The organism is Marinobacter sp. L-13 (assembly GCF_056857715.1).
This window is the reverse complement of the sequence record NZ_JBSXNQ010000048.1, coordinates 1-14,219: the sequence shown is the minus strand read 5'-3', so window position 1 is coordinate 14,219 and position 14,219 is coordinate 1. Positions and strand designations below refer to the sequence as shown.

Annotated in this window: 13 protein-coding genes and 1 other RNA gene; 5 read left to right on the top strand and 9 right to left on the bottom strand. The window is 58.9% G+C overall.

The window, feature by feature from the left end; all coding sequences use genetic code 11:
* Positions 1–53: 53 nt before the first annotated feature.
* From carA to grpE, 5 genes are all read right to left on the bottom strand, one after another.
* Positions 54–1,184: a glutamine-hydrolyzing carbamoyl-phosphate synthase small subunit gene (gene carA, locus AC13DD_RS07115; RefSeq protein WP_008171520.1), complete on the bottom strand. Its 1,131-nt coding sequence runs from the start codon at positions 1,182–1,184 to the stop codon at positions 54–56.
* A gap of 194 nt (positions 1,185–1,378) precedes the next feature.
* Positions 1,379–2,179, bottom strand: coding sequence for a 4-hydroxy-tetrahydrodipicolinate reductase (dapB, locus tag AC13DD_RS07110; RefSeq protein ID WP_008171519.1), 801 nt, complete (start codon positions 2,177–2,179; stop codon positions 1,379–1,381).
* A gap of 26 nt (positions 2,180–2,205) precedes the next feature.
* Positions 2,206–3,333 (bottom strand): molecular chaperone DnaJ, encoded by a 1,128-nt coding sequence (gene dnaJ, locus AC13DD_RS07105; protein ID WP_014578300.1) that lies wholly within the window; start codon positions 3,331–3,333, stop codon positions 2,206–2,208.
* A gap of 78 nt (positions 3,334–3,411) precedes the next feature.
* Entirely contained in the window at positions 3,412–5,337 is a 1,926-nt protein-coding gene (dnaK, locus tag AC13DD_RS07100; RefSeq protein WP_014578301.1) for a molecular chaperone DnaK, read from the bottom strand.
* A gap of 92 nt (positions 5,338–5,429) precedes the next feature.
* Positions 5,430–6,029, bottom strand: a complete 600-nt coding sequence (gene grpE, locus AC13DD_RS07095; RefSeq protein ID WP_062786371.1) for a nucleotide exchange factor GrpE — start codon at positions 6,027–6,029, stop codon at positions 5,430–5,432.
* Between the two features lie 255 nt (positions 6,030–6,284).
* Between grpE and recN the strand changes: the two genes are divergently transcribed.
* On the top strand, positions 6,285–7,964 hold the full coding sequence (gene recN / locus AC13DD_RS07090; RefSeq protein ID WP_424007173.1) for a DNA repair protein RecN: 1,680 nt from the start codon (positions 6,285–6,287) through the stop codon (positions 7,962–7,964).
* A gap of 104 nt (positions 7,965–8,068) precedes the next feature.
* On the opposite strand, the gene fur is transcribed toward recN, so the two are convergent.
* Positions 8,069–8,479, bottom strand: a complete 411-nt coding sequence (gene fur, locus AC13DD_RS07085) for a ferric iron uptake transcriptional regulator (protein WP_008171512.1) — start codon at positions 8,477–8,479, stop codon at positions 8,069–8,071.
* 122 nt (positions 8,480–8,601) lie between these two features.
* Here fur and AC13DD_RS07080 point away from each other — a divergent pair, with 122 nt between their 5' ends.
* A complete protein-coding gene (locus tag AC13DD_RS07080; protein WP_053113044.1) occupies positions 8,602–8,928 on the top strand; it encodes an outer membrane protein assembly factor BamE in 327 nt (108 codons plus the stop codon).
* On the opposite strand, the gene AC13DD_RS07075 is transcribed toward AC13DD_RS07080, so the two are convergent.
* The 3 genes from AC13DD_RS07075 to AC13DD_RS07065 form a co-directional block, all read right to left on the bottom strand.
* On the bottom strand, positions 8,922–9,212 hold the full coding sequence (locus tag AC13DD_RS07075; protein WP_053113045.1) for an RnfH family protein: 291 nt from the start codon (positions 9,210–9,212) through the stop codon (positions 8,922–8,924). The two genes, AC13DD_RS07080 and AC13DD_RS07075, sit on opposite strands and share 7 nt — an antisense overlap.
* Positions 9,209–9,655, bottom strand: a complete 447-nt coding sequence (locus tag AC13DD_RS07070) for a type II toxin-antitoxin system RatA family toxin (RefSeq protein WP_008171509.1) — start codon at positions 9,653–9,655, stop codon at positions 9,209–9,211. The genes AC13DD_RS07075 and AC13DD_RS07070 overlap by 4 nt, the downstream gene beginning before the upstream one ends.
* Before the next feature lie 72 nt (positions 9,656–9,727).
* Positions 9,728–11,353, bottom strand: a complete 1,626-nt coding sequence (locus AC13DD_RS07065) for a sodium-dependent transporter (RefSeq protein WP_474545790.1) — start codon at positions 11,351–11,353, stop codon at positions 9,728–9,730.
* 200 nt (positions 11,354–11,553) lie between these two features.
* On the opposite strand from AC13DD_RS07065, the gene smpB reads away from it, so the two are divergent.
* From smpB to ssrA, 3 genes are all read left to right on the top strand, one after another.
* On the top strand, positions 11,554–12,033 hold the full coding sequence (smpB, locus tag AC13DD_RS07060; protein ID WP_008171507.1) for an SsrA-binding protein SmpB: 480 nt from the start codon (positions 11,554–11,556) through the stop codon (positions 12,031–12,033).
* Between the two features lie 140 nt (positions 12,034–12,173).
* Positions 12,174–13,592 carry a WS/DGAT/MGAT family O-acyltransferase gene (locus AC13DD_RS07055; RefSeq protein WP_053113047.1) on the top strand — a complete coding sequence of 473 codons (1,419 nt, stop codon included), beginning with the start codon at positions 12,174–12,176 and terminating at the stop codon, positions 13,590–13,592.
* A 90-nt stretch (positions 13,593–13,682) separates the two neighbouring features.
* Positions 13,683–14,047: a transfer-messenger RNA gene (ssrA, locus tag AC13DD_RS07050) on the top strand.
* Positions 14,048–14,219 lie beyond the last annotated feature (172 nt).

Here is a 14,219-nt window from a genome sequence, read left to right as displayed (position 1 = left end):
GAATTCTGGCAGCGCAACACGCGGCGCCCGTGAGCTTTCCGTAGCGATCGGTCTCAGGCCGATCGCGCCTCCATCAGGCGGATAAACTCGTCAAACAGCGGGGCCACATCATGGGGGCCGGGGCTGGCTTCCGGGTGGCCCTGGAAGCTGTAGGCCGGCTTGTCGGTCCGGCGAATGCCCTGCAGGGTGCCGTCAAACAGGGACTTGTGAGTCGCCTCGACATTGGCCGGCAGAGTTGCCTCATCCACGGCAAACCCGTGGTTCTGGCTGGTGATCATCACGGTGCCGGTGGCGATATCCTGAACCGGATGGTTGGCTCCGTGGTGGCCATGCCCCATCTTCATGGTCTTGGCACCGCTGGCCAGGGCCAGCAACTGGTGCCCCAGACAGATACCAAACACCGGAATCTCGGTTTCCAGCACTTCCTTGATGGCGGTGATGGCGTAATCACAGGGCTCGGGGTCCCCGGGACCATTGGACAGGAACACACCGTCCGGGTTCATCGCCAGAACCTCGGAGGCCGGAGTCTGCGCCGGCACCACGGTGATGTCGCAGCCCCGGGAGGCGAGCATGCGCAGGATGTTCAGCTTGACGCCGTAATCCCAGGCAACCACCTTGAACCGTGATTCCTCACGCTCACCGTAACCCTCGCCCAGGGTCCACTCCGTCTCTTTCCAGGACCAGATCTTGTCGGAGGTAACCTCTTTTGCCAGATCCATACCCTTGAGGCCCGGGAAGGCTTTTGCCAGTTCCAGAGCCCGCTCGGCAGTGGCGTTTTCACCGGCAACGATGGCACCGTTCTGGGAGCCTTTGTCCCGGAGGATGCGGGTCAGACGGCGAGTATCGATGTCGGCGATCCCAACAATGTTGTTGCTTCGCAGGTAATCGTCCAGAGTTCCCTTGCTACGCCAGCTGCTGGCCAGCAGAGGCAGATCGCGGATAATCAGGCCGGCGGCCTGGATGCGGTCTGACTCAATGTCTTCTTCGTTCACACCGGTGTTACCGATATGCGGGTAGGTCAGGGTCACGATCTGGCGGGAGTAGGACGGGTCGGTCAGGATTTCCTGGTAGCCGGTCATGGCGGTGTTGAACACCACTTCGCCGCTGGTTTCTCCGTCAGCGCCGATGGCTGTGCCGTAGAACAGGCTTCCGTCTGCGAGTGCAAGGATTGCTGGTGTGCTCAAGGCTTGTATCCTCATCGAGTGGCGTATCGGTTCGTCACGAACAGGAACGCAAGCGCAAATTCAGGTTGCAAAAAAGCGAGACGGAGTCTTAACTCGGTCCCGCTTTTTCAGAATCTTTGTGCAAAGGTACGCTTGGTGCAGTCAAACCGCCTTATTGTAAAAAATATGGCGCTTTGTGTCCACGAGAAATGGCCTCACTTGAGGTCCAGCACGTCCTGCATATCATAAAGCCCGGCCGGCTTATCCTTCAGCCATAAAGCGGCCCGCATGGCACCCTTGGCAAAGGTCATCCGGCTGCTGGCCTTGTGGGTCACCTCGATACGCTCACCCTCGGTGGCGAACAAGACGGTGTGATCACCCACCACATCCCCCGCCCGAATCGTTTCGAAACCGATTTCCTTGCGGGTTCGCTCGCCGGTGAAGCCCTCACGACCATAGACGGCACACTCTTTCAGGTCACGACCGAGGGCATCGGCGACGACTTCACCCATGCGCAGGGCCGTTCCCGAGGGCGCGTCTTTCTTGTGGCGGTGATGGGCTTCGATAATCTCCACGTCGTAGTCGTCACCCAGGGTTGCGGCGGCGGTGCGCAGCAGGTTGAGGACGACGTTAACGCCCACGCTCATGTTGGGCGCAAACACTACGGGCGTGGACTCGGCGGCCAGAGCCAGTTGCTGCTTTTCGGCGTCGGACATGCCGGTAGTGCCGATCACGAGCATCTTGCCGTTGGCCTTGCAGAACTCGGCGTTTTCCAGAGTCAGGTCCGGGAAGGTGAAGTCGATAAGCACATCGAAATCATCCTTCACATCGGCCAGGCTGCCGGCCATTTTGACGCCGGTTTTGCCGATCCCGGTCATTTCGCCGGCATCGGCGCCGATCAGGCTACTGCCGGGCTCGACCACGGCGGCACCCAGCTCGAGACCCTCGGTGCCGTCAACGGCTTCAATCAGGACTTTTCCCATGCGCCCGGCGGCGCCGATGATTGCTACCCTCATGCTCGCGTTCCTTCTTGTCGCGCCGATCAGAATTTCATTTCGTCGAAGAAGCTTTTCACGCCTTCAAACCAGGAGGTCTTCTTCGGGCCGTGCTCTGTGCCGTTACTGGCGTCCAGAGTTTTCTGGAACTCTTCCAGCAGCTCTTTCTGGCGCTTGGTCAGATTCACCGGCGTTTCCACGATCACACGGCACAGCAAGTCACCAGCAGGACCACCACGAACCGGGCTGACACCCTTGTTACGAAGGCGGAACAGCTTGCCGGTCTGGGTCTCCGGTGGAATCTTCAGTTTCACCCGGCCATCCAGTGTCGGCACCTCGAGCTCTCCACCCAGTGAGGCATCAACGATGCTGATGGGAACTTCGCAATAGAGGTTGCGGCCATCGCGGGTAAAGATGGAATGTTCCCGCACGGCTATCTGCACATACAGATCTCCGGGAGGACCACCATCGACGCCCATCTCGCCTTCACCGGAAAGGCGAATGCGGTCACCGGTGTCAACGCCGGGCGGCACCTTGACCGACAGTGTTTTCTCTTCCTGAACCCTGCCCTGACCGTGACAGGCCTTACAGGGGTTCTTGATGATCTGGCCGGAGCCCCGACAGGTCGGACAGGCCTGCTGTACGGTAAAGAAGCCCTGCTGCATGCGCACCTGCCCCATACCCTTACAGGTACTGCAGGTTTCCGGGCGGGAGCCTTTCTCGGCGCCGCTGCCGTCGCATACTTCACATTCGCGATGCCCCGGGATCTTGATCTGGACCGTCTTGCCTTTCACGGCCTCTTCCAGATCCAGCTCCAGGGTGTAGCGCAGGTCCGCACCCCGGGTGTTGCGGCCACGACCGCCGCCACCAAAGATGTCGCCGAATACATCGCCGAAGATATCCGAGAAGCTGGCACCGCCGCCTCCGAATCCGCCGCCACCGGCCTGGCCGTCAACGCCGGCGTGGCCGAACTGGTCGTAGGCAGCCCGCTTGGACGGCTCTGCCAGTACTTCGTAGGCTTCGCTGGCCTCCTTGAACTTGTTCTCGGCTTCGGTGTCGTCCGGGTTACGGTCGGGGTGGTACTTCATGGCGAGCTTTCGGTAGGCTCGCTTGATTTCCTTCTCGTCCGCGTCCCGGGAAATCCCGAGAATCTCGTAATAATCGCGCTTGGCCATGCTTTTAAAACCCTGTTTTTAAACGCGGAAAACGCGGGGATCTCCCCGCGTTTTCCAACTACCTGATGTACGTCAGATTTATCGCTTGTCGTCGTCTTTGACTTCTTCGAACTCAGCGTCGACAGCATCGTCAGACTTCTGGCCCTGGGCTTCTTCCTGCCCACCGGCCTGCTGGGTCTGATCCGCCTGATCTGCATACATCTTCTGGGCCAGCTCGGAAGAGACCTCGGTCAACTTCTGAGTCTTGGCTTCGATGTCTTCCTTGTCGGAACCTTCCAGAGCGGTTTCGAGCTCCTTGATGGACGCTTCGATGGACTCTTTCTCGCTGTCGCTGACCTTGTCACCGGCTTCGTTCAATGTCTTGCGAACGGCGTGAACCATCGCGTCGCCCTGGTTGCGAACCTGGACAAGCTCTTCGAACTTGCGATCTTCCTCGGCGTTGGCCTCGGCGTCCTGCACCATCTTCTCGATTTCGTCATCGTTCAGACCGGAAGAGGCCTTGATCACGATCGACTGCTCTTTACCGGTCGCCTTGTCTTTGGCAGACACGTTCAGGATACCGTTAGCGTCGATATCGAAGGTAACTTCAATCTGCGGCACACCACGCGCTGCCGGCGGAATATCAGCCAGATCGAAACGGCCCAGCGATTTGTTCTGGGCAGCCTGCTTACGCTCACCCTGAACCACGTGGATGGTTACCGCGGTCTGGTTGTCGTCCGCTGTGGAGAACGTCTGCGACTTCTTGGTCGGAATCGTGGTGTTCTTGTCGATCAGCGGAGTTGCCACACCGCCCATGGTTTCGATACCCAGGGTCAGCGGGGTTACGTCCAGCAGCAGAACGTCTTTCACATCACCGGAGAGAACGGCCGCCTGGATGGCAGCACCCATCGCCACAGCTTCGTCCGGGTTAACGTCCTTGCGAGCTTCTTTGCCGAAGAACTCTTTCACTTTTTCCTGCACCAGCGGCATGCGGGTCTGACCGCCGACCAGGATAACCTCGTCGACTTCGCCTGCCTTCATGCCTGCGTCCTGCAGCGCCACTTTACACGGCTCGAGGCTGCGCTGAACCAGGTCTTCTACCAGAGATTCCAGCTTGGCACGGGTCAGCTTCACATTCATGTGCTTGGGACCAGACGCGTCTGCGGTGATGTACGGCAGGTTAACGTCGGTCTGCTGGCTGCTGGAAAGCTCGATCTTGGCCTTCTCGCCCGCTTCCTTCAGACGCTGCATCGCCAGGGAATCGCCGCGCAGGTCGATACCGCTGTCTTTCTTGAACTGGTCTGCCAGGTACTCGATGATCTTCAGGTCGAAGTCTTCACCACCGAGGAAGGTGTCACCGTTGGTGGCCAGAACCTCGAACTGGTGCTCACCGTCAACATCGGCAATTTCGATGATGGACAGGTCGAAGGTACCACCGCCCAGGTCATATACCGCCACGGTACGATCGCCGCTCTTCTTGTCCAGGCCATAAGCCAGGGCTGCTGCGGTCGGCTCGTTGATGATCCGCTTAACTTCCAGACCGGCGATCTTGCCTGCATCTTTGGTAGCCTGACGCTGGCTGTCGTTAAAGTAGGCCGGAACAGTGATGACGGCTTCGGTCACTTTTTCGCCCAGGTAGTCTTCTGCAGTCTTCTTCATCTTCTTGAGAACTTCTGCAGACACCTGCGGCGGCGCCATTTTCTCGCCCTTCACTTCAACCCAGGCATCACCGTTGTCTGCCTTGGCAATCTTGTAGGGCACCATCTTGATGTCTTTCTGGACTACATCGTCTTCAAAACGACGACCGATCAGACGCTTGATGGCGTACAGGGTGTTGTTCGGGTTGGTAACCGCCTGGCGCTTGGCTGACTGGCCAACCAGGGTCTCACCATCGTCGGTGTAGGCGATGATGGACGGGGTGGTGCGATCACCCTCGGCGTTCTCGATTACCTTCACCTTGTCGCCATCCATGATGGCTACACAAGAGTTGGTCGTTCCCAGGTCGATACCGATAATCTTGCTCATTGAGTCACTCCAATTCTTCTGAATGCTTTCCAGGAGGCCATTTGCCTCCGCTTTCGCTATTTACTGGCTATATTGGCGCTTTAATCGGCTTTTCAAGCCTGCTCATCAATTTTTGGTGCATCTTCCGCTTTCGCGACCACCACCATGGCCGGCCGCACAACACGACCATTCAGCAGATACCCTTTCTGAACCACGGCTACCACGCTGTTCGGCTCGGCATCCGGCGCAGGCACCATGGACATGGCCTCGTGATGCTGGGGATCGAACGGTTCGCCCACCGGGTTGATCTGCTCAACGTTGAATTTCTTCAGGCTGGACATGAAAAGACTCAGGGTCATTTCCACGCCTTCACGAATTGAGGCAACCAGTTCGCCGGACTCATCGTGACCCTCGGTGCTCTCGACCGCCTTCTCAAGGCTGTCAGCTACCGGCAGCAGCTCCTTGACGAACTTTTCCAGGGCAAACTTGTGCGCCTTCTCAACGTCGATCTCGGCCCGACGGCGCACGTTCTGCATTTCCGCCTGGGAGCGCAGCATCTGCTCCTGGAATTCCTGAACCTGAGCCTGGAGCGCTTCCACTTCGGAGGTTTCGTTGTCGCCGGCTTCGCCCTCAGCGGCCTGGGCCTCCTCTTTCGCAGCCTCGAGGGCTTCGTTCAGTTCCTCGTGCTCGTTGCGGTTCTCGTCAGTGCTCATGGCTACTCCTGCTTCATCTAAAGCGGCCCGCTGTCAGTGGCCGGTTAAACATGGGCTCCGGCCGCCTCGAGCCGGAAAATGTCGTTGCGAACGGATATGGGGCCCGCTCTCCAGGTTTCAACCACCAAAGCCTGCAATCCTGAAGAAAATACCTCCCTCAGGTTTGCAAACCACAAAAACCCTGTATATATTCACAGTCACTGTATACATCCACAGTGTTTTGCCGGTTTCAGGAACAACGCGGAGGTTATCTGCATGCTGACTCAACTTACGGTTTCCAATTACGCCATCGCTGAACGGGTGGAACTCCAGTTCAGCAAGGGCATGACCGCATTGACCGGCGAGACCGGCGCCGGAAAATCCATCGTTCTGGACGCCCTCGGCCTGGCCATGGGTGGCAGAGCCGATGCCGGCGCCGTCCGGCATGGCGCCAAACGCGCCGACATCACAGCGACCTTCGACGTATCCGGCATTCCTGAGGCAACCGAATGGTTGGCAGAACACGAGCTGGATGACGACAACGATTGCATCCTGCGCCGGGTCATCAGCAAGGATGGCCGCTCTCGCGCCTACATCAATGGCCAACCCTGCCCCCTGAACCACCTCAAGGAGCTTGGCGGTGTGTTGATGGATATTCACAGCCAGCATCAGCACCAGTCTCTTTTGCGCAAGGAAACCCACCGCAAGCTGGTGGACGAGTTCGCCGGCGTTGAGACCCTGGCCGCTGAAACACGGGAAGCCTGGAAATCCTGGAACCAGATCCGCCAGCGGCTGACCGAACGCCAGCAGAATGCCGATGAAGCAGAGGCCAAACTCCAGCTCTTGCGGTATCAGGTGGAAGAACTGGATCGTCTGGCCCTGGAAGCGGGCGAGCAGGAAAACCTGGAACAGGAGCAGGCGCAGCTCAGCCAGGCGGATACGGTTCTGCACAACAGCCATCAGGCCGCCCTGCTTTGCACCGAAGATGAAACCAGCGCAGTGGATCTGGTGCGCCAGGCGTTACAGCAGCTGGAGCAGCTTCCGGTGGACGTTCCTGCACTGGCGGACACGATCCAGATGCTGAACGAAGCCCAGATCCAGATCAGTGAGGCCGGCGACAACCTTCGCCATTTCGTCGAGGACTACGAGGCCGATCCGGCTCGACTGGCGGAAGTGGAAGAACGGCTGAGCGCGATCTACCAGATGGCCCGCAAACACCGGATCACACCGGAAGAATTACCGGAACTGCATCAGCGCCTGAGTGCCGAGCTGGCCGAGCTGGACGGTGGTGAAGGCAGCCTGGAGCAGCTGGCCACAGAGCTGGACAGCCAGCGCGGACGCTTCGATGAGCTGGCCGCGGAGCTGTCAGAGGCCCGCGCCAGGGCCGCCGCCGAACTGGATCAGCGGGTCGCGGCGGAGCTCGCCCAGTTAAGCATGCCCAACATGCAGTTCATTACACACCTGAACCGCAGCAACGGTGGGGAGCCGGCGCCCCACGGACTGGAAGAGATTGAATTCCTGGTCAGCGCCAACCCGGGGCAGCCTGCGCGGCCACTGGCCAAAGTAGCCTCCGGCGGCGAACTGTCGCGGATCAGCCTTGCCATCCAGGTGGTGGTTGCCCAGACATCAACCACACCCACACTGGTCTTCGATGAAGTGGATGTCGGCATTGGTGGCGGCACGGCCGAGGTGGTTGGCCGACTGTTACGGACTCTTGGCGGCAACGGGCAGGTGCTCTGCGTCACCCACCTGCCGCAAGTGGCCGCCCAGTGTCATCAGCACCTGTTTGTCAGCAAGTTCACCGAGCAGGATGCCACCTTCTCGAAAATCGAGACGCTGGACGATCAGGGCAGAATCAGTGAAGTGGCGAGAATGCTGGGAGGCGTGGACATGACCGAACATACGATCGCTCATGCCAGGGAAATGTTTTCAAAGGGGCAGGCAACCCATCACTGAACTGCGAGCAACGATCCACTACCCCTCTCGATCCTGAGAGCTGTTGGGGCGGGCCAAAAACCCGCCCCTTTTTTCGTTCCTTCAGCCAACGACCCGAGCCGGGCTCAGGACTTGATCGGCTTTACGTACAGAATCAGGCTGTGGTCGACGATTTCGTAACCGTGCTCTTCGGCAATCTTCTTTTGTCGCTCTTCAATGACCTCGTCGACAAACTCGACTACCTCACCCGTCTGGGTGCACACCATATGGTCGTGGTGGTCGTCTCCAGCCATCTCGAACACGGCATGGCCGCCCTCAAAATTATGGCGCAGTACCAGCCCTGCTGCTTCAAACTGCGTCAGCACCCGGTAGACTGTTGCCAGCCCCACGTCATCGCCTTGCTCCAGAAGCTTCTTGTATACATCTTCGGCACTGAGGTGATGCTCCTCCGCGGTCTCCAGAATATTGAAGATTTTGACCCGCGGCAGAGTCACTTTCAGACCGACTTTTCGTAATTCGGCGTTTTCGGATGACATGTTACTATTCACTCTTTGGTGTGCCTCACGGCTTCCGGTATGATGAAGCCGCCATTGAACGGTTAACCCGTGTCACACCTGCCTCTGGCAGGCGATTTCAAGATAGAGGATTTCCCCCGGCGATGCAAAAGCTCACAGCTCTCATTCTCACTTTCGTTCTATCCGGTTGCGTTTTCCCGGGCGTCTACAAAATCAACGTCCAGCAGGGAAACATCGTTACCGATGAGGAGCTGACGCAGCTGACCGAGGGCATGCCACGCAGCCAGGTGCACGCCGTGATGGGAACACCGCTCATGCTCAACCCGGTTGACCCCTCCCGCGAATACTACGTGTATACCTTCCAGAGAGAAGGCGGGGACATCCAGGAACAGCGCATTATCGTGTACTACGAGAACGACCAGTACGCCTATTACGAGGCACAACTGCTGGAAGAAACGCCGGCCTACTGAGCCTGACCTTTCTTTTTCGCCCGATTCAGTCGCGCCTGCTTCGGATCGATCTTCAGCGGGCGATACAGTTCCACCCGGTCACCTTCACGCAGTTCATGGGCGGCCGGGTCCTTGATCACCTTCCCGAACACGCCCATATCAATCGTATCCGGATCGATCTCCGGAAAAATATCACTGATCCCAGACAGCTTGGCCGCTTCCAGGGCAGTTGTGCCCTCGGGCACATTTACCGGCACAATTTCCTGCCGGTCAGGCCGGGCATAGGCCACTTCCACCTGAATCATGCACCCTCCTTCCGGTAAAGCTCATCAGCGCGCCGGCAAAAGGCATCCACCATCGTATTGGCCGCCTGACTGAATACCGGCCCGAAGGTCATCCTTGAAAGCGATCCGGAGAATTCGAACTCCAGGGTCAGGATCACCTTGCAGGCGTTCTCGTCCAGGGATTTGAAATGCCATCGACCGGTCAGGTTGCGAAAAGGGCCATCCACCAGGTTCATCTCGATCGCCTCAGGCATCAGCAACTGATTCCGGGTTGTGAGCGTGTGCCGCACCCCACCCTTGGCGATTTCTAGCGACGCTGTCACCTGCTCGGGCTGGCGCTCATGAATCTCCGCGCCAGCGCACCAGGGGAGAAACTCCGGGTAACGGGCGATGTCATTCACCAGGTGAAACATGCGCTCGGCGGAGTGCATAACCAAAGCTGTTTTATCAATCTGATGGGGCATTGGAACCGGTTGTCCTGCTTGCAAACACGCTGTGAAAAGGTTGCAGACTTCTGGAGAGGAAGACAGCCTCAATCACACGCTATCATAAAGGATATCGTCCTGTTTTGGGGCTTTTTCGCCTGACTTACCACCACTTTCCTCCACCCCCGGCGGCTTCTGGTCTGACACGGGCGCTGTCTTCTCGGCCTCGGCGGCTTTCTCCTCCGGCTCGGCCGGCGTAGCGGCAAAAGGCCGATCTCTCGCTGGCACTTCCCCGTCGTCCGAGACCATGGCAGCGGGCTGATCGCACCAGGCTGCAACATTACCGTTGCTGCACAGGTTAGCCAGTGAAAAGGCCGTGTACTGGATCCCTATCCACGCAACAACGAGGGGCAGCACCAGGCGCATCACCCAGAACCAGATGCTGGCGAACAGTCTTGGCGTTGCGCCGAGCATGGTACCCGAAAGGTGCCGGGTCAGGCACCAGCCGGTAAACAGCGCAATCAAGATGGCCACGAGCGGAATCAGCAGGCCACCGGTGATCAGCTCCAGCCAGCGGAACATGGTGGCGCCGCCCATCCGCTCCTCGGCCCAGACATTAAACGACAGCAGAGACGCGAGCCCGGCCAGCCACACCGACAGACCAATCAGCAGCACCGACAGTGCCCTGGGCGCCCCGGTCCACTCACGAAACCAGCCCACGATGGGCTCCAGCAGATTCAGGGATGTGGTCCAGACAATCAGCACCACTAGCAGAAAAATAGCGGCGATCACGAACTGGCTCGCGGGCAACTGGGCCAGCGTGACCGGCATGGAAACAAAGAGCAGGCTGAAGCCCCGTTCACCGTCAAAGCTGTTGCCGTCTGTTGCGATCGCGAAGATCATCAGGCCAGCCAGGATCGCCACCAGGGTATCCATCAGCACCACGGCCAGAATCGAACGCTTCAGACGGGTTTGAGGCGTGGTGTACGAGCCCAGTATCGCCCAGACACCCATACCGAGCCCGAGCGTAAAAAAGGCATGAAACAATGCGGCTTTCAGGCTTTCCCAGGAAAGGTCCTCGGGATGCATGGCCAGAATATGGTTGATGGCCCCGTCGATCCGACCATGCCAGGCAGCCAGGGCGAACAGCACGAGCATCAGCACGAGGGCGCCCGGCACAACCACCCTCAGGGCCCTTTCCAGCCCCCTCACTACGCCCTGCGCCGAGACCCAAAGTACCAGTAGCAGAAAGAAGATATGCCAGGCCATGAATACCCGGTACTGCCTGGGGTCGGACACCAGCCCCGCCAGAATCCCGGTTGCCTCTGCCTCACCGGCGCCGGAGAAACGGCCAAGTGCGCCGAAGAACACGTAAGCCAGAGCAATGGATCCGAAGACTGCCGTAAAAGAGAGCACCAGAAAGGCGGCCAGTATGCTGAGCCGGCCAACCGCCATCCAGGCCCGGGACTGCCTGGCACTGCGAATCAACCCGTCCATGGCCAATACAATGCCGTGCCGGGAATACCGGCCAACAGCCGCTTCAGTCACCATCAGTGGCAGGGTCACCAGCAGCAGACAGGCGAGGTAAAGCAGGATGAACAAGCCACCACCATGCAGACTGGCCAGATAAGGGAACTGCCACAGGTTGGCAAGACCCACGGTAGCGCCCACCGCGGCCCAGAAGAAGGTTGATTTTCGGGTAAAGGACCCGATATGTGTCTGATACGGCGTAGGCATTCGCGTCCCTGAGGCCACTCAACAGGTCGGGGAGAAAGTCTGGGCCAGTATTGTAGCTGAAGGATCCCGTCGCGCACGAACCAGACACCGCCACAACGCCGAATTCGTGACCGGTCCGCCACTGTTGGGCTACAATGCGCCTTTTTCCGGCTGCAGCAACGCCGGCCCGTTCATTCGTCCGACCCCGGATTCATTGATTCATGAGCAAGAAAAAACCCGGAACGCCGAGCAATACCATTGCGCTGAACAAAAAGGCGAAGCACGAGTATCACATTGAGGAACGCTTTGAAGCGGGTCTCTCCCTGCTGGGCTGGGAAGTGAAGTCCCTGCGTGCGGGCAAGGCCCAGCTGGTGGACGCCTATGTGCTGCTCAAGGACGGCGAAGCCTGGTTGCTCGGCTCTCACATTACCCCGTTGATTGCGGCGTCCACCCACGTGATCGCAGACCCCACGCGCACCCGCAAGCTGCTGCTGCACGCCAAGGAAATTGCCAAGATCGTGGGCAAGGTCAACCAGGCCGGCTACACCTGCATTCCGCTGGCGTTGTACTGGAAAAACAACAAGGTCAAATGCGAAATCGCCCTGGTAAAAGGCAAGAAGCTGTTCGACAAGCGCGCCACCGAGAAAGAACGCGACTGGAACCGCCAGAAGCAACGCATCCTGCGCGAAACCAACGTTTGATCCTGCCCGCCACCAATTAACAAATACCTGACGCCGGTCATGGCCGGCGTGAACGGGTATGTCGCATACTCACTCTCTTTGTTCAGAATTCCATCGGGCCTATACTCGGGAACTCTGGTGCATGGCAAAGGGAGCCGCTTATGTCACCCAAACAGATACCAATGTCCGCCGTAGACCGCGCATGGCTACGCATGGACTCGCCCCAGAACCCCATGATGATCTGCGGGGTATGGACACTGGAACGCCCCGTATCGATGAACCGCCTCAGGCACACGCTCGAGGAGCGGTTTCTCTGCTTCAACCGCTTCCGGCAACGGGTGATCGACACTGGCGACCGGGCGTACTGGCAGGACGATCCCCTGTTCGACCTGGACAACCATCTGCACCGCATCGCCCTGCCGGGCAAGGCCGATAAGGCAGAGCTCCAGAAGCTGGTCAGTGACATGAACAGCACGTCGCTGGATTTCCGGCAACCGCTCTGGCAAATGCACTACATCGACAATTACGGGGACGGCGGCGCGCTACTCATCCGCATTCACCACTGCATCGCCGATGGCATCTCGCTGGTTCGTGTGATGCTGTCACTGACCGACAAAACGCCGGAACCCCGGCTGGGCAAAGTGGCCCGCAAGCGTCGCTCCAAACCCGGCAGGAAATCGGCCATCCAGAACTTTCTGCACCGTGCCGTGGATAGCGCGCAGACAGCCACCAACCAAGCCAGACTGTTTATCCAGTCCGTCCGTGAGGAGCCCAACTACCCGTTAAAACTGGCCACCACCGCCAGCGGTGTCGCCCTTGACCTCCTGAAACTGGGCCTGGCGCCCGGCGAACCCAAAACCGGACTGAAAGAGCCGTTATCCGGGCGCAAGCAAGTGGCCTGGGCCGATCCCCTCGACCTTGCCGAGGTAAAGGCCTGTGCCAAGGCTCTGGGGGGCACCATCAACGATGCCCTCCTTTGCACCGTTACAGGCGCCTTGCAGAGACATTTTGCCGCCCACAAAGAAACCATCCCCGAGTGCGGCATTCGGGTCGCCGTACCGTTCAATCTGCGGCCTCTTGATCAGCCCATCGAAACCCTCGGCAACAAGTTCGGGCTCGTACTGGTTACCCTGCCGGTGGAAGTGAGGGACCCGCTCATGTGCTTCCGCCAGGTGCAGGAGAACATGAACCGGCTCAAACAGTCCTATCAGGCCCAGGTTACCTACAGCCTGCTTGATATCTTCGGGCGCGGCCCCGATGTTATCGAACGAAGGGCCTTGGATCTGCTCAGCAACAAGGCCTCGGCGGTACTGACCAACGTGCCCGGCCCGAAAGAGCCCCTGTATCTGGCGGGCAGCAAGCTGACCCAGCCCATGTTCTGGGTTCCCCAGAGCGGCAGCATCGGTATCGGCATGAGTATTCTCAGTTATGCCGGCACCGTGCAATTCGGCATCACCGTGGACAAGGCGATTCACGCGGATCCGGACGCCGTGATGGGCTACTTCCGGGAAAGCTTCGAGGCCCTGAGCCACGAGGCCCTGGCAGGCCGACATGACGCCATTGAGCGCAAGGCCAGCTAGGGTTCTAGGTACATCTACAGCCCCGAAAGCACAAAACTGCAACAAAGAAACCTTGAAGTCCGGCAAACCGGACACATATACTGAAGGTAAGGGGACGACATGGCTTCGACGCCGGTGGCGAACCCTTGAGTGCATGTCGAGATGGCAGCCAATCTCGTTAATCCAAAGCTGCAACGCAATAGTCGCAAACGACGAAAACTACGCACTAGCAGCGTAAGCTGCTAGTCGTCCTGACCGGGTCGCCCGTAGCCCGGAAGCAACATCTCAGGACGTCATCGCTTACGGGATGCTCCGTTACCCAGAGTTCACTGGTTAACGGCTAAGATTTAAAGAACTCGGTTCTTGCACCCTGACTCTCGGGTCGCTTGAACTTAAATCAATAGAGAGACGCTAAACATGTAGACCTCAAGGCTGAGTACTGGCGGACGCGGGTTCAATTCCCGCCGTCTCCACCAAACAACCAAGAGAAAGCCCCTGATTTCAGGGGCTTTTTTTGGTGCGCCCGGCACGGGCGCACTCCTGGAGGTGCAAGTCCTCCCGTGAGCTGGCCACAGCGAACGAAGTGAAGCGCAACTGCGGAAGGGTGACCGACCGTGGGGAGGAAGCGTGGAGCGTAAACCGTGAGCC

Excerpts from the sequence above, each read along its gene's own strand:
- dapB (WP_008171519.1), bottom strand. The coding sequence starts at position 2,179 with ATGAGGGTAGCAATCATCGGCGCCGCCGGGCGCATGGGAAAAGTCCTG.
- dnaJ (WP_014578300.1), bottom strand. The coding sequence starts at position 3,333 with ATGGCCAAGCGCGATTATTACGAGATTCTCGGGATTTCCCGGGACGCG.
- dnaK (WP_014578301.1), bottom strand. The coding sequence starts at position 5,337 with ATGAGCAAGATTATCGGTATCGACCTGGGAACGACCAACTCTTGTGTA.
- grpE (WP_062786371.1), bottom strand. The coding sequence starts at position 6,029 with ATGAGCACTGACGAGAACCGCAACGAGCACGAGGAACTGAACGAAGCC.
- recN (WP_424007173.1), top strand. The coding sequence starts at position 6,285 with ATGCTGACTCAACTTACGGTTTCCAATTACGCCATCGCTGAACGGGTG.
- fur (WP_008171512.1), bottom strand. The coding sequence starts at position 8,479 with ATGTCATCCGAAAACGCCGAATTACGAAAAGTCGGTCTGAAAGTGACT.
- AC13DD_RS07080 (WP_053113044.1), top strand. The coding sequence starts at position 8,602 with ATGCAAAAGCTCACAGCTCTCATTCTCACTTTCGTTCTATCCGGTTGC.
- AC13DD_RS07075 (WP_053113045.1), bottom strand. The coding sequence starts at position 9,212 with ATGATTCAGGTGGAAGTGGCCTATGCCCGGCCTGACCGGCAGGAAATT.
- AC13DD_RS07070 (WP_008171509.1), bottom strand. The coding sequence starts at position 9,655 with ATGCCCCATCAGATTGATAAAACAGCTTTGGTTATGCACTCCGCCGAG.
- AC13DD_RS07065 (WP_474545790.1), bottom strand. The coding sequence starts at position 11,353 with ATGCCTACGCCGTATCAGACACATATCGGGTCCTTTACCCGAAAATCA.
- smpB (WP_008171507.1), top strand. The coding sequence starts at position 11,554 with ATGAGCAAGAAAAAACCCGGAACGCCGAGCAATACCATTGCGCTGAAC.
- AC13DD_RS07055 (WP_053113047.1), top strand. The coding sequence starts at position 12,174 with ATGTCACCCAAACAGATACCAATGTCCGCCGTAGACCGCGCATGGCTA.